This window comes from Asticcacaulis currens (genome assembly GCF_028550395.1).
In the GTDB taxonomy this organism is placed as follows: Bacteria; Pseudomonadota; Alphaproteobacteria; order Caulobacterales; family Caulobacteraceae; genus Asticcacaulis; species Asticcacaulis currens.
Window position 1 is genome coordinate 20,416 of record NZ_JAQQKW010000003.1, and the last position, 13,336, is coordinate 33,751.

The window sequence follows — 13,336 nt, forward strand, 5'->3', positions numbered from 1 at the left end:
GGTATCTCCTGTGACTGACCCAGAAGATGTAGCGTGCGCGGGCGCAAAAGGAAGACCGGTTTTCGTTAAAAATCGGACAGGTAGCGCCGCATCCCCAACGCAACCGATTCCACACCTACTGCGCCAGATGTACGCGCACGTCTTTCCAGTGGGTTTTGAAGAACCACACCCGCCCGCCCTGCTTGACGACAGCCAGTTCGCCGTCCGACGTCCAGCGCAGCTTCACTTCGGTCCCGGCTTCAAAGGCCGACACGGCGGGCGCTTCGGCGCTATCGCCCGAATTATGCACCACCAGACGCAGATCGGGCTGACCGCCAAGGCAGGACACCTGCCGCACCTCGGCCACACGACCACCGCTGGGGGAGATGGTCCGGTCCACAAAGCTGGAGCTACAGACCGGGGCCGCCCCGCGCTCGTACAGCGCATAGCCCCAGAAGACGGCCCCCACCAGAGCCAGCGACGCCGCTATACCGGCGAACCAGTACCAATGATGGCGTTCCTTGGCATAAACATATCCGTGGGGGTGGCGCAATTCGTCATAGGCGCCGACCTTCATATGCAGTTCCTGCTCCGATACGGTACGCAGAGGTTCACCTGCGGGCATCGTCATTTCCTCCGGGCGTTAAGCTGCCCCTGTGGATAAGTTTGCGCCCGGAAGTTTACCAATGGGTAAAGAGGGTAAGGCTCTCAGCTATGTGACATTCCCCCTTGCTCCCCTGCGCCCGTTCCTCTAAATTCCGGGCATCGTTCACCGGGGTGTCCGCGCGCAAGCGGGCTGAGAATCGGACCAGCGTCCGTAAACCCGCCGAACCTGATCCGGGTCATGCCGGCGAAGGGAGTGAGTAAGCCTCTGGCGTCCGCGTTCCGCTGACAACCCGCCATCTGGCCAGACACCTGACGCGCATGATCCCTTTATTGACACGCCTGCACACCACAGGCTCAGAAAGGGATTATCAAATGAACAAGCCTATCAAGGACTTACAGCCGATCAAGGTCGAAGCCTCGCCCTTCCCCGGCTCGAAAAAGGTCTATGAACCCGGCGTTCTCTTCCCCGACCTGCGCGTGCCGTTCCGCGAAGTCGCCCTGCAAAAAGAGGCCAATGAGCCGCCGGTCAGCCTGTACGATTCGACAGGTCCCTACACCGAGGAAGGCTTTGTGCCTCAGATCGACAAGGGCCTGCCGCGCGTGCGCGAAAAGCTGGTACTCGATCGCGGCGACGTCGAATTTATCGAGGGCCGCAAGGTCAAGCCGGAAGACAATGGCAATGTCTCGGCCGAGCGTCTGGCGCCGGAATTCCCCAACCTGCCCAAGGTGATGCGCGGCAAGCCCGGCCATAAGGTGACGCAGCTCGAATACGCCCGCGCCGGCATCATCACCGCCGAGATGGAATATATCGCTATCCGCGAAAACATCCGCCGCAAGCAGGACGCCGAAGTCATCCGCGATGGCGAAGACTTCGGGGCCTCCATCCCCGACTTCATCACGCCGGAATTTGTCCGTGACGAAGTGGCCCGCGGCCGCGCCGTCATCCCGGCCAATATCAACCACGCCGAAGTCGAGCCGATGATCATTGGCCGCAACTTTCTGGTGAAGATCAACGCCAATATCGGCAATTCCGCCGTCACCTCCTCGATGGAGGAAGAGGTGGACAAGATGGTGTGGGCGATCCGCTGGGGCGCCGACAACGTCATGGACCTTTCGACCGGCCGCAACATCCACAATATCCGCGAATGGATCCTGCGCAATTCGCCCAACCCTATCGGCACCGTGCCCATCTATCAGGCGCTGGAAAAGGTCAACGGTGTCGCCGAAGACCTGACCTGGGAAGTCTATCGCGACACCCTGATCGAGCAGGCGCAGCAGGGCGTGGACTATTTCACCATCCATGCGGGCGTGCGCCTTGCCTATGTCCACCTGACGGCCAATCGCGTCACCGGCATCGTGTCGCGCGGCGGCTCGATCATGGCCAAGTGGTGTCTGGCCCACCATAAGGAAAACTTCCTCTACACCCACTTTGAGGAAATCTGTGACATCATGCGCGAGTACGATGTCACCTTCTCACTGGGTGACGGCTTGCGTCCCGGCTCGATCGCCGACGCCAATGACCGCGCACAGTTCGCCGAGCTGGAGACGTTGGGCGAACTGACCAAGGTGGCGTGGGCCAAGGGCTGTCAGGTGATGATCGAAGGCCCCGGCCACGTGCCGATGCACAAGATCAAGGCCAATATGGACAAGCAGCTGGCCACCTGCGGCGAAGCGCCCTTCTATACGCTTGGGCCACTAACCACCGACATCGCGCCGGGTTACGATCACATCACCTCCGGCATCGGGGCGGCCATGATCGGCTGGTTCGGCACGGCCATGCTGTGCTACGTCACACCGAAGGAGCATCTGGGCCTGCCCGACCGCAACGACGTGAAAACGGGTGTCATCACCTATAAGATCGCCGCCCACGCCGCCGACCTCGCCAAGGGCCACCCCGCCGCCCGCGCCTGGGACGATGCGCTGAGCCGCGCGCGTTTCGACTTCCGCTGGGAGGATCAGTTCAATCTGGGCCTCGATCCGGATACGGCCCGCGCCTTTCACGATGAGACCCTGCCGAAAGAGGCGCACAAGACGGCGCACTTCTGCTCGATGTGCGGGCCGAAATTCTGCTCGATGAAGATCACGCAGGAGGTCCGCGACTACGCCGCCAACATGACCGACAACGAAAAGGCAGACCTCGAAGCTGCGACGGGCATGGCGGAAATGTCTCAGAAGTTCAAGGATATGGGCTCAGAGGTCTATATCCCGGCCGAACCGGCGGAGTGATCCGAACAACGAAAAGAAAAAGGTCTTGGGGCCGGTTGGCCCCAAACCCCATAACCGGGCGCAGGTGGCAGCATCTGCGCCCTTTTCTTATACGGCCCGAGCCCCCCTCCGTCATCTTCGCTTGCGCTCAGATGCCACCTCCCCCGGCACGCCGGGGGAGTAGGTGTACCGAAGGCGTCGTAGCTGTGGGAGGGTTACCTGCATCAGACACGCCGGGGGAGTAGGTATGAGGAAGGACTTGCCTTAAACCTACTCCCCCAGTTTATTGGGGGAGGTGGACCGGCACCGACAGGTGCCGGGACGGTGGGGGGCTCGCAGCGGAAGGAGCATCAGGGACGGATTTTACGGCTTCAGACTCTTCGCTGACCGAAGCGCCATCGCTTTTTGACGCCCTGACGGGGCATAGGAAGGGCGGGCGGGGTCAGCCTTTAAGAAAGAGCACCGCATGACCCTCGATGACCGCTTTACGCACTTCGCCGCCGAAGCCGAAAAGACCGCCGAACGTCACCGCGCCCTTCAGCACGCCGTGGGTCAGGAACAGACCGCACCGGACGAAGACGCCGTGCCGCAGACCGGGGCGCGGCCCTATCCCGTGCCGCCCCTACCCGATCAGACTCTCGACAAGCCGGGTCAGGAAGCCGATCTTGAGCTGCAACCGATGTATGACGCCCCCTATTACAAGGGCTCGGACAAGCTGAAGGACAAGGTGGCGATCATCACCGGCGGCGATTCCGGTATCGGGCGCGCCGTAGCCGTGCTGTTTGCCCGCGAAGGGGCGGACGTCGCTATCGTCTATCTTAATGAGCACGAGGATGCGGAAAAAACCAAGGCGTTGATCGAGGCCGAAGGGCGCAAGGCCTTGCTGTTTTGCGGTGATGTCACCAATCGCGACTTCTGTTTCGCCGCGGTGGACGCCACCGTCGAAGCGTTTGGCCAACTGGACGTGCTGGTCAATAATGCGGCGTTTCAGATGCACGAGATGCAATTTGAAAAGCTCAGCCCCCAACACCTCGACACCACGCTGAAGACCAATCTCTACGGCTATGTCTATATGACCCAAGCGGCGCTGCGCCACATGCAGGCCGGGGCGGCCATCGTCAATTCCGGCTCGATCACTGGCATAGAGGGTTCAAAATCCATCGTCGATTATTCGATGAGCAAGGGCGGCATCCACGCCTTTACGCGCGCCTTGTCGGGGCAGTTGCTCGCCAAAAGCATCCGCGTCAACGCTGTGGCCCCCGGCCCCGTGTGGACGCCGCTGAACCCGGCGGAAAAGCCGTCGAAAGAGGTCGAACAGTTCGGCGCGCAAACCCCGATGAAGCGCCCGGCCCAGCCGGAGGAACTGGCCCCCGCCTATGTGTTTCTGGCGTCGAACCACTGCTCCAGCTACATTACGGGCGAAGTCCTGCCCGTCATCGGCGGCTATTGATATTGCCCCCCGCCCCTGCCACAGTCGGGCCATGTCCCGCCCCCATTCCCCGCTTCGCCGTCTGCGGCTGCTGAAAGGCCTCAAGCAAAGCCATCTGGCCGAGCTGATGGGCGTAACGCAGACGACGGTGTCGCGCTGGGAAAGCGGGGCTCTGGCCCTGCCGGATGATCAGTGGCAGCGGGCGCAGCGGCTTCTAGCCGACTCGGCGCAGGACGCCATCCTCAAGCGGCTGGTGGAAACGTCGCAGCTCAGCGTGCATCTGATCGACGACCGCACGCACGATCTGCTGGCGGTTTCACCGTCGCGCGAAGGCCTGTGGCGCGCTGAGCCGGGGGCGTTTCTGGGCAAGTCCCTGATCCGCTATGCCTCGGCGGAGATTCTGGCCGCCGAAGCGTCTCTGGAGGACTTGGGCTGGCGCGACGGTCACCTTAGCCGCATCGAGGTCGCTACCGGCCCCAATCACCACCCCATCATCCCCATCGTCCAAAGCCGCCTGATCTGGGAACGGCTTTTGCTGTCGGACGGACGCGCGACGCGGCTGGTGACGACGCTATAGCTCCAAGTCTCAAAAGAGACTTGGCAAGGCCGACCGGCCGCCCGAGTTTGCGAGGAGCCCCATCTTCACTTTCTGCCGGCGTCTGAGCTGAAAAAGACCGCATAAAATATGCGTTGATCGTTCACGTTCACGCCCGTATCGACACAGGCATGATCCGCATCGACTCGCATTGGCGTCCCATCCTGCTCCTGTGGTTTACCGGCGTGCTGGCCGCCGCCGCGCTGGGCAAGTTTGCCTCCCTGAGCCCGGTGATCTCCGCCGACCTTAAGCTGTCGCGCGTCGAAGCCGGCTGGCTGGTGTCGCTGATCGAGACCGGCGGGGCCAGCCTCGGCATCATCGCCGGTTTGCTGATTGCGCGATTAGGCAGTCGCAAGGCGCTGTTGTACGGCATGGGGTTACTGACCGCCGGTGGTCTAATCGGCGCGCTGATCCCCGGCCTGTGGACGCCGTTTGCCGCCCGCCTGATCGAAAGCGCCGGCTATCTTATGGTGGTCATTGCCGCACCGTCCTTGATCGCCACCGTCGCGCGGCCGCAGGATCAGGGGGCGGCGCTCACCCTGTGGAGCACCTTTGTTCCGGCCGGTTTTGCCATCGGCATGGGCCTCAGCGGCGTTCTGCTGCTGTTTACCGGCTGGCGCGCCGTGCTGGTCGTATGGGCGCTGCTGGCCGGGGCCGCCCTGTTCGCCGCTGCCCGCACCCCGGTGGTCGAGACGAAAAGCGACACCCGGCTCGTATGGCCCCCCCTGCCCGTCTGGCTGATGTGCGCCGGGTTTGGCTTCTACACCACCCTCTTTGTCGGCCTGATCGCCATGTTCCCGCTGTTCCTTACCGAACAGGGGCAGTCGCCATCGGTCGCGGCCACCGTTACCGGCCTCGCCTCCGCCGCCACCTTAGGCGGCGCGTGGGGCGCCGCGCAGGCCCTGCACCGCGGGGAGCGGGCGCGCTGGATCGCCTTATGCGCAGGTCTCCTGGTGCCCGCCGCTCTGGCCTGCCTGATCTTTATCGGCGGTCATGCGCTGTGGCTGGCGGGGCTGATTATCGCACTCAACGCTGTATCTGGCATAGGTTCCAGCCTCGTCTTCGCCCGCCTGCCGAATATGAGCCCCGGCTTGAACGCTGCCGCCGCCAATGGCGTGCTGACGCAGTTCGGGGCGGGCGGTTCGCTGATCGGCCCGCCGTTACTCGCAGCTATTGCCGGGCACTGGGGCTGGGCGGCGCTCGGCCCGGCGGTGGCCATAGGTTCTGTGGCCGCGCTAGGCCTGATGACCGCCGCTGAGTTCAGCCGTCGCGGCCAGTTAACCCATCGAGTCTGAAACGCCCCCTGACACACATAAAAATCGCATGAGGGCCTGAGCCTACCGTTCACAAGTGGCTTGACGCCTTCGACAACCGCCGGAATAACGGTCTCATGCACAGGGTCGAGGGCTTCTTCCAAAAGACAACACGCTGGTTCCGCCAACGGGAGGACCAGACGCTGTTTCGCTATGGCGTAGCTGTGGCCTTCTTTTCGGTGGCTCTGGGCCTGCGCTTTATAAGCGACCAGGCCCTGCCCCCCGGCTTTCCTTTCCTGACCTTTTTCCCGGCGGTCATGCTGACCGCGTGGCTGGTCGGCCTGTGGCCCGGCATCCTGTGCGCGCTGCTGAGCACTCTGGCCGCCTGGTTCTTTTTTATTCCTCCGGCCTTCAGCTTCGATCTCAGCCCGCCGGTACTGGTCGCACTGGCCTTCTTTATCGTCGTCTCCGGCGTCGATATTGCCGTGATCCACGGAATGCGGCGGGCTCAGGACAGGCTATCGGACGAGCGCAACACCAATGCCGCCTTGCTGGTGCATCAGAAGACGCTCTATGCCGAACTTCAGCACCGCATTGCCAATAATCTGGCCTTCGTGGCTAGTATGCTGACCCTGCAATCCAAGAAACTGGAAGCCAACCGCGAAGCCACCGACGCCCTGATCGATGCCCGGCTGCGTCTGGAAACCCTGTCGCGGATTCATCGCAAGCTGTATGATCCCGATAATGTCAATGTGCCGCTGCGCACCCTGCTGCGCGATATTGCCGAGGACGTGCTGCATACCCGCGACGGGCGCATCCGGCTGGAGGTCGAGGTCCCCGACATCACCCTGCCCGCCGAACAGGTGATGACCCTGTCGCTGTTTGTGGTGGAGGTGCTGACCAATTCGCTGAAACATGCCTTCAGCGGCGGTCACGGTGCGGTAACCATCCGGCTTGATGACACGAAACCCGACGTCTTTGTGTTGTCGATCCGCGATGACGGTCCGGGCCTGCCCAGCGGTTTCGACCTGTCGGCCTCCAAAAGTTTAGGAATGCGGATATTGCACAGCTTTGCCCGGACGCTGAAAGGCGATGTTGCCTTTACCAGCGACCGCGGCCTGAAGACCTGCCTGACCTTCGCCCGCGTGGCCTGAAAAAAACCCTCCGAAGTCGCTTCGGAGGGCTTTTCAACTAAAGCAGCGGAATGATTTATACAATCATTCCTCTCAAGCCGCCATTGAGACGGCGGCCAAGGTGGCGCAAGCCACCGCCCGGCGAGGGGCTAAACAAAAGCTAGATCATTATGATCATAATGATCTAGCGACGCTCGGGGATGACCGAGTCCACCGTGTCGTCTTCGTCGTTCCAGCGGCGGATCTGAAGCTCCGCCTCGTCCTGAGCGACGCCATAGCGTTCCTGAATTTTACCGGCCAGAAGTTTGCGGTCGCCTTCGATCTGATCGAGATCGTCATTGGTCAGCTTGCCCCAGGCTTTCTGAACGTGACCCTTGAGCTGCTCCCAGCTACCTTCGATACGATTGCGGTTCATGTCGTAACTCCTTTCGTTGAAGTCCGGAGTTTACGAAGGCGTATCTAAGGTTTCGCCGCGCCATGCCGCCCGGCTTATCAAAAGTCCGACAGGACGCTAACCCATACCCCCGTTAAAGCGCCGCACCAGTTCCGCATCCAGCTTCGACACCGCGTATTTTTGCCCCCCCACATTCCGTTTCCAAACCTCGTGGCTAATATGGCTTTCCCATGGCAACTGCACCAATAGCCTCCGGCGGACAGGGGCACAGCCCCTGTACCCGATTTAGGGAGCGCGAAACCTCTATCCTGCCTCCCCAGCTTGCTGGGGATCACGGATGATGGGTGATGTGCGCCGAAGGGCTTTGAACCACAGATTTCACAGGTGGCACAGATTGGCACTGCGCGCCCCTGCGCGACGCAGACACGGATAATCTGTGAGATCTGTGGTTTCTAAAAAATCTCGCGTAGCACTGCGCTGCATTTGATAGGTCAGGCGCGGACCTGCCACAGGCTCCCGTTCGTGATTTTTGTGTTTTTGGTGGCAAAAACCTCCCCCGCCTCACATCCGGGTCCGGGGTCAACTGACCCCGGAATCTTAGCCTTGCCTAAAATCAGTTCCGCCCGTCTTCCCTGCGCCGCAATTCCGGGATTAAACTCAGCGGCAATATGGCTTTGTTAAAGGTATCCCATGCGCGCCCTGCTCGTCTCCGCTGCCCTGCTGCTGACCGCCGCTCCGGTATGGGCCGAAGAAGCCCAACCGGCCTGCCCGTCGGAGCCGGTACTGACCGGGCCTTTCACCCACTGGAGGCACGCCACCCCGGTCAGGGCCACGGCAGAGGCCAGCGATGCCCCGGTTTTGAGCGTAGGCAAGCCGGTCAAGGTAACCCTGCTTGAGGCGACCCGCGTCACCTACAAACGCGCCCGTGCCACGCCGCCGACCGGCCCGACTTTCAGCGGCACACTGAGCCTCAGCGTAACCGAGGCCGGCACCTATGGCATTGCCGCCGGGGCTGGCCTGTGGATCGACGTGGTAAATGACGGCAAAGCGCTGAAATCGAGCAAGCACGGGCACGGACCGGATTGTTCCGGCATCCGTAAGATTGTCGATTTTGACCTTCAGCCGGGCACCTATGAGGTGCGGCTTATCGACAACAAGACGGCCGATGTGACCGTGATGGTACTGAAACGATGACGACAGGCCGCTGAAGTTCAGAATTACCGCCGGATAGACACGGATGACCGTCTTCGTCGGTCGCACAAATGAACTTGGCTTAGGCCCATGATTTTTTGAAGACCATTCGTGTCGCGGCCCGTTTTGCAGGCCGCATCCGTGTTTATCCGGGGTCAAAATCTTGGCTTATCAACGTATTGACACGCTTGAAACCTGAACTGACATAACAACGCCTTCCCTTGCGGTAAGGGAAAATACTTTCCGTTCACGTCAATTTTATGCTGGCGAAACGTATATTCCGGGATATGCTGAATCTTAAGGCGTCACCATAGACGTCATAAGGAACAGGGTATCCGGAGACGTTCCATGAACCTGATCGACAGGGCCAGGCGCGAATTCATTTTTCTGAAGCGGCTGTTGCGGTTGCTGCAAAACATCCGTGAGGTGGACTCCAAGTCCCCTGTGCTGGTTTGCGACGATCTCGAAGCCTCGGTGGATCGCCACGCCGCGCGCATCGCCCTGATGTTCGAGGGCAAGACCCTCACGTATTCCGAAATGGACGTGATGGCCAACCGCGTGGCCAACTGGGGGTTATCGCGCGGTCTGAAGCCCGGCGATACGGTGGCCGTCTTCCTGCCCAACCGGATGGAATACATCCCCATCTGGTACGGGTTGAGCAAGATCGGCGTCATTGCCGCGCTGATCAATAATGCCCTGACCGGACAAGGGCTGGCCCACTGCATCAATATCTCAACGGCCAGCCTGAGCATTGTCGATCCGGCCACCCTGCCCGCCTTCGCGGAGATTGAGGCCAGCCTGACCCGCCGTCAGGAGGTCTTTGTGCTCGATCTGGCGCAGAGCGACGAGACCGATTACCACCACTCCCTTACGCAGGCGCTGAAAGGCGTCAGCACGGTGCGTCCGGACCGCAAGATCCGGCAGGGCATGGTGGCCCACGACGCGGCACTGTACATCTATACCTCGGGCACGACCGGCCTGCCCAAGGCGGCCAAGATCACCCATGCCCGCGCCCAGCTCTATATGAAGGCCTTCCGCGGCGTGTCGCATATGAGCGAGGAAGACCGCCTGTATAACGCCCTGCCGCTATACCATTCGACCGGCGGCCTGTGCGGGGTGGGCGCGGCTCTGCTCAACGGCGGCTCGATGGTCATCAAGCGCAAATTTTCGGCCTCGGCCTTCTGGCCTGATGTGCGCAGCCTCAACTGCACCCACATCGTTTATATTGGGGAACTGTGCCGCTACCTCGTCAACGCGCCGGTGGCGGCCAATCCGGACGATGAGACCAAACACCGGCTGAAGGTCGCCTTCGGCAACGGCATGCGGCCGGAGGTGTGGACCGAGTTCAAGTCGCGCTTCAAGGTGCCGGTGATCATAGAGTTCTACGGTTCGACCGAAGGCAATGTGTCGCTGTTCAATTTTGACGGTCAGCCCGGCGCCATCGGCCGGGCGCCGGCCTACTTGCGCAACGCCTTCAATATCCGTCTGGTGCAGTTCGATGTCGAAAGCGAAACGCCGGTGCGCGGGGCGAACGGTCTGTGCATCGAGTGCAAGCCCGGCGAGGTCGGCGAAGCCATCGGCGCCATCGGCACCGATGCCCGCCACTTCTACACCGGCTATGCCGACAAGGCGGCGTCGGAAAAAAAGGTCATGCGCGACGTTTTCAAAACGGGCGACGCCTGGTTCCGTTCCGGCGACCTGATGAAGATGGACAAGGACGGCTATATCTACTTCGTGGACCGCATCGGCGACACCTTCCGCTTCAAAGGCGAGAACGTCTCGACCTCAGAGGTCAGCGAATGTTGCGCCCGGGCCGAAGGCGTCGATGAGGCCATCGTCTATGGCGTGCCCGTCCCGCACTATGACGGCAAGGCCGGAATGGTGTCGCTGATCACCGGCGAGGGCTTCTCGATCGAGGCCTTTGCGCAGCATGTGAACAGCCACCTGCCCGTCTATGCCCGGCCGCGCTTCGTGCGCCTGCTGCAAAATGCCGAAACCACCGGCACCTTCAAATACAAGAAGATGGACCTTGTGGTTGCCGGCTTCGATCCGGGTAAGGTAAGCGACCCGCTTTATGTGATGAAGACCGACGACAGCGGCTATAAGCCGATGACGGCAGAGTGCCTGAACCTGATTAACAGCGGCCAGTACCGGATGTAGATGTCCGTGTGGCTGACCTTGATCTCCCGCCGGATCAAGTCTAGCCTCCCGGCAAACACAAGACCGGGGCCTGAGACGCGTCCCAAACGAGACCATGCGTGCGTATCGCAGCGCAGACCGCGTCGCAGGTATACCACAGGGACAGGGACTGGCTATGAAGACGCTGATCTGGCTATGCGCGTGTCTGTGCGCGCTCGCCATGCCCGCACAGGCGGAAGGGTTCCTCAGGACCGAGGGTACACGCATCGTGGATGCGAAAGGCCAACCGGTAATTCTGCGCGGTATGGGGCTGGGCGGCTGGATGCTGCAAGAGGGCTATATGCTGGAATTGCCGCAGTTCGGCACCCAGAGCCGCATCCGGGCCGAAATAGAAGCGCTGATCGGGCCGGACAAGACGCAAGCCTTCTACACAGCCTGGCTCGATACTCACACCACCCGGGCCGATATCGACGCCATGAAGCGTTGGGGCTTCAACTCGGTTCGTTTGCCCATGCACTTCGCCCTGTTCACCCTTCCCGTGGACAAGGAGCCGGTGCCGGGTCAGGACACCTGGTTGGAGGACGGCTTTCGCCGCACGGACGCCCTGCTCGACTGGGCGAAGGCAAATGACCTCTATCTGATACTCGATCTGCACGCCGCGCCGGGCGGTCAGGGTAACGACATCAACATTTCCGACCGTGACCCGACCAAACCGTCACTGTGGCAGGACCCGGCGCATCAGGCCAAGATGGTCTCCCTTTGGCGGAAGCTGGCCGATCGTTATAAGGATGAGCCATATATTGCCGGATACGACATTCTGAATGAGCCCAACTGGGGCTTTGCAGACGCGTCGGACCGGAATGGCTGTCAGGAAAAGGGCAACGCGCCTTTGCGTGAGCTGATGGTGCGCACGACAAAGGCCATCCGCGAGGTCGATCAGCGGCACATCATCATTATCGAAGGCAATTGCTGGGGCAACAATTATGCGGGCGTGCTCGATGGCGGCCTGTGGGATCCCAACATGGTGCTGAGCTTCCACAAATACTGGAACTTTACGACGCGCGATACCCTGACGACTATTCTGACCCTGCGCGACAGGTATCAAGTGCCCGTGTGGCTGGGAGAGTCCGGTGAAAACGCCAACACCTGGTTTTCCGAAACCATCCGGCTGGTTGAAAGCGAAGGGATAGGCTGGGCGTGGTGGCCGCTGAAAAAGATCGGCTACAACAACCCCCTGCAAATCAAACCGAACGCCGGCTATCTCAAGTTGCTCGACTACTGGGCGGGTAAGGGGTCAAAGCCTTCCGCCGCAGAGGCGGAGGCCGCGCTGATGCAACTGGCGACACAGGATGTGGCCTACGCCCATAACCTGCACCGTCCGGACGTTGTCGACGCCCTGTTCCGTGCCGCACATTCAGACGAAAGCGTGCCGTTCCGATCGCATTACCTGCTCGCAAAAGGCGGCAGCCTCCCCGCGGCAGATTTCGATATGGGCCGCAACGGCATCGCTTATTGGGACACCACCGCCGCCAACCTGTACGTCTCAACGGGTGGAAAAGGCGTAACTTGGAACCCGCTACAGGCCTATCGCAATGACGGCGTGCAACTGGGGCAGGACAAGACCGGGCTCTATGTCACGCAGATGGTCGCGGGCGAGTGGCTGAAATACAGCTTCGTGGCCCAGCAGAGCGGGCGTTATACCCTTAGCCTTGACGCCGAAGGCGGTGTCTTTGACTTTTCGGTCAATGGCGGCCCGGCGGTTAAGGCCCCGGCCACTGTGCCACTGAAGGCCGGGTCCAACAGCGTGGTGGTGCGCATCGTCAAACCTGGGTCTAGGCTGCGTCGTCTGGTGTTTACAAAACGGTGAGGCTGATGCGGATGGTTGCCCCCCTAGGGCGTCGCCCCCACTTGCACGCAAAACCGCGCCGCTTCGCTTGAAGTGGCGCGGTTTATTTTTGTCTATGGCGTGGTTCAGTCGCGGCGCGACAACAGAAGCCCGATGACCACACCGGCGGCGGCGGCAATGGCCACCGAGGTACCGGGATGACGGCGGATCTGACGCCGCACAACCTTGGTCTTGTCCTCCGCCTCATCACGCGCCTCTTCCAAAATAACCTGAAGGCGGTCGATGCTGCCATTGATCTTGTCGCGGGTGTCCTGTGACACCTTCAGCTTGTCTTCGAGATATTCCAGCGCGTCGGTGATCGAGCGCGTGGTCTTTTCGGCAAGGGCTTCTGCAGGGGCTTTGTCGGCCATGAGCGGTCTCCTGTGGCTGGACTATAGATATAGGCTTTCCGTCGAAATATTGCATCCCACAAGAGGGTGAAAATACGGCAACCAAGATCAGGCTTCGGCAAAAAATAAGGCCCCGGTTTGCCCCGGGACCTTAGTCTTTTCTGATCTGTAAATGGA

11 protein-coding genes and 1 riboswitch are annotated in these 13,336 nt (G+C 61.1%); of the genes, 8 read left to right on the top strand and 3 right to left on the bottom strand.

The window, feature by feature from the left end; all coding sequences use genetic code 11:
• Positions 1-115: 115 nt before the first annotated feature.
• The gene (locus PQU94_RS05475) at positions 116-604 is read right to left on the bottom strand and encodes a hypothetical protein (RefSeq protein WP_272740487.1); all 489 of its coding nucleotides are present in this window, start codon (positions 602-604) and stop codon (positions 116-118) included.
• A 138-nt stretch (positions 605-742) separates the two neighbouring features.
• A riboswitch (TPP riboswitch) is annotated at positions 743-855 on the top strand.
• 102 nt (positions 856-957) lie between these two features.
• On the opposite strand from PQU94_RS05475, the gene thiC reads away from it, so the two are divergent.
• From thiC to PQU94_RS05500, 5 genes are all read left to right on the top strand, one after another.
• Positions 958-2,811 (top strand): phosphomethylpyrimidine synthase ThiC, encoded by a 1,854-nt coding sequence (gene thiC / locus PQU94_RS05480; protein WP_272740488.1) that lies wholly within the window; start codon positions 958-960, stop codon positions 2,809-2,811.
• A gap of 445 nt (positions 2,812-3,256) precedes the next feature.
• Positions 3,257-4,240 carry an SDR family oxidoreductase gene (locus PQU94_RS05485; RefSeq protein WP_272740489.1) on the top strand — a complete coding sequence of 328 codons (984 nt, stop codon included), beginning with the start codon at positions 3,257-3,259 and terminating at the stop codon, positions 4,238-4,240.
• A gap of 31 nt (positions 4,241-4,271) precedes the next feature.
• Entirely contained in the window at positions 4,272-4,796 is a 525-nt protein-coding gene (locus tag PQU94_RS05490; RefSeq protein WP_272740490.1) for a helix-turn-helix domain-containing protein, read from the top strand.
• Positions 4,797-4,909: 113 nt separating this feature from the next.
• On the top strand, positions 4,910-6,109 hold the full coding sequence (locus PQU94_RS05495) for an MFS transporter (RefSeq protein WP_272740491.1): 1,200 nt from the start codon (positions 4,910-4,912) through the stop codon (positions 6,107-6,109).
• 95 nt (positions 6,110-6,204) lie between these two features.
• On the top strand, positions 6,205-7,221 hold the full coding sequence (locus tag PQU94_RS05500) for a sensor histidine kinase (protein WP_272740492.1): 1,017 nt from the start codon (positions 6,205-6,207) through the stop codon (positions 7,219-7,221).
• Positions 7,222-7,384: 163 nt separating this feature from the next.
• On the opposite strand, the gene PQU94_RS05505 is transcribed toward PQU94_RS05500, so the two are convergent.
• Complete coding sequence (locus tag PQU94_RS05505) at positions 7,385-7,615, bottom strand: CsbD family protein (protein WP_272740493.1); 231 nt, start codon at positions 7,613-7,615, stop codon at positions 7,385-7,387.
• Positions 7,616-8,284: 669 nt separating this feature from the next.
• On the opposite strand from PQU94_RS05505, the gene PQU94_RS05510 reads away from it, so the two are divergent.
• From PQU94_RS05510 to PQU94_RS05520, 3 genes are all read left to right on the top strand, one after another.
• Positions 8,285-8,788, top strand: a complete 504-nt coding sequence (locus tag PQU94_RS05510) for a hypothetical protein (RefSeq protein ID WP_272740494.1) — start codon at positions 8,285-8,287, stop codon at positions 8,786-8,788.
• A gap of 345 nt (positions 8,789-9,133) precedes the next feature.
• Complete coding sequence (locus PQU94_RS05515) at positions 9,134-10,945, top strand: long-chain-acyl-CoA synthetase (RefSeq protein WP_272740495.1); 1,812 nt, start codon at positions 9,134-9,136, stop codon at positions 10,943-10,945.
• A gap of 154 nt (positions 10,946-11,099) precedes the next feature.
• Positions 11,100-12,791 carry a cellulase family glycosylhydrolase gene (locus PQU94_RS05520; RefSeq protein ID WP_272740496.1) on the top strand — a complete coding sequence of 564 codons (1,692 nt, stop codon included), beginning with the start codon at positions 11,100-11,102 and terminating at the stop codon, positions 12,789-12,791.
• Positions 12,792-12,895: 104 nt separating this feature from the next.
• On the opposite strand, the gene PQU94_RS05525 is transcribed toward PQU94_RS05520, so the two are convergent.
• Positions 12,896-13,180, bottom strand: a complete 285-nt coding sequence (locus PQU94_RS05525) for a glycine zipper domain-containing protein (RefSeq protein WP_272740497.1) — start codon at positions 13,178-13,180, stop codon at positions 12,896-12,898.
• Positions 13,181-13,336: the final 156 nt, after the last annotated feature.

Bases quoted from the DNA above. Each gene is read 5' to 3' on its own strand.
- PQU94_RS05510 (WP_272740494.1), top strand. From the start codon at position 8,285: ATGCGCGCCCTGCTCGTCTCCGCTGCCCTGCTGCTGACCGCCGCTCCG.
- PQU94_RS05505 (WP_272740493.1), bottom strand. From the start codon at position 7,615: ATGAACCGCAATCGTATCGAAGGTAGCTGGGAGCAGCTCAAGGGTCAC.
- PQU94_RS05490 (WP_272740490.1), top strand. From the start codon at position 4,272: ATGTCCCGCCCCCATTCCCCGCTTCGCCGTCTGCGGCTGCTGAAAGGC.
- thiC (WP_272740488.1), top strand. From the start codon at position 958: ATGAACAAGCCTATCAAGGACTTACAGCCGATCAAGGTCGAAGCCTCG.
- PQU94_RS05500 (WP_272740492.1), top strand. From the start codon at position 6,205: ATGCACAGGGTCGAGGGCTTCTTCCAAAAGACAACACGCTGGTTCCGC.
- PQU94_RS05485 (WP_272740489.1), top strand. From the start codon at position 3,257: ATGACCCTCGATGACCGCTTTACGCACTTCGCCGCCGAAGCCGAAAAG.
- PQU94_RS05525 (WP_272740497.1), bottom strand. From the start codon at position 13,180: ATGGCCGACAAAGCCCCTGCAGAAGCCCTTGCCGAAAAGACCACGCGC.
- PQU94_RS05475 (WP_272740487.1), bottom strand. From the start codon at position 604: ATGCCCGCAGGTGAACCTCTGCGTACCGTATCGGAGCAGGAACTGCAT.
- PQU94_RS05520 (WP_272740496.1), top strand. From the start codon at position 11,100: ATGAAGACGCTGATCTGGCTATGCGCGTGTCTGTGCGCGCTCGCCATG.
- PQU94_RS05515 (WP_272740495.1), top strand. From the start codon at position 9,134: ATGAACCTGATCGACAGGGCCAGGCGCGAATTCATTTTTCTGAAGCGG.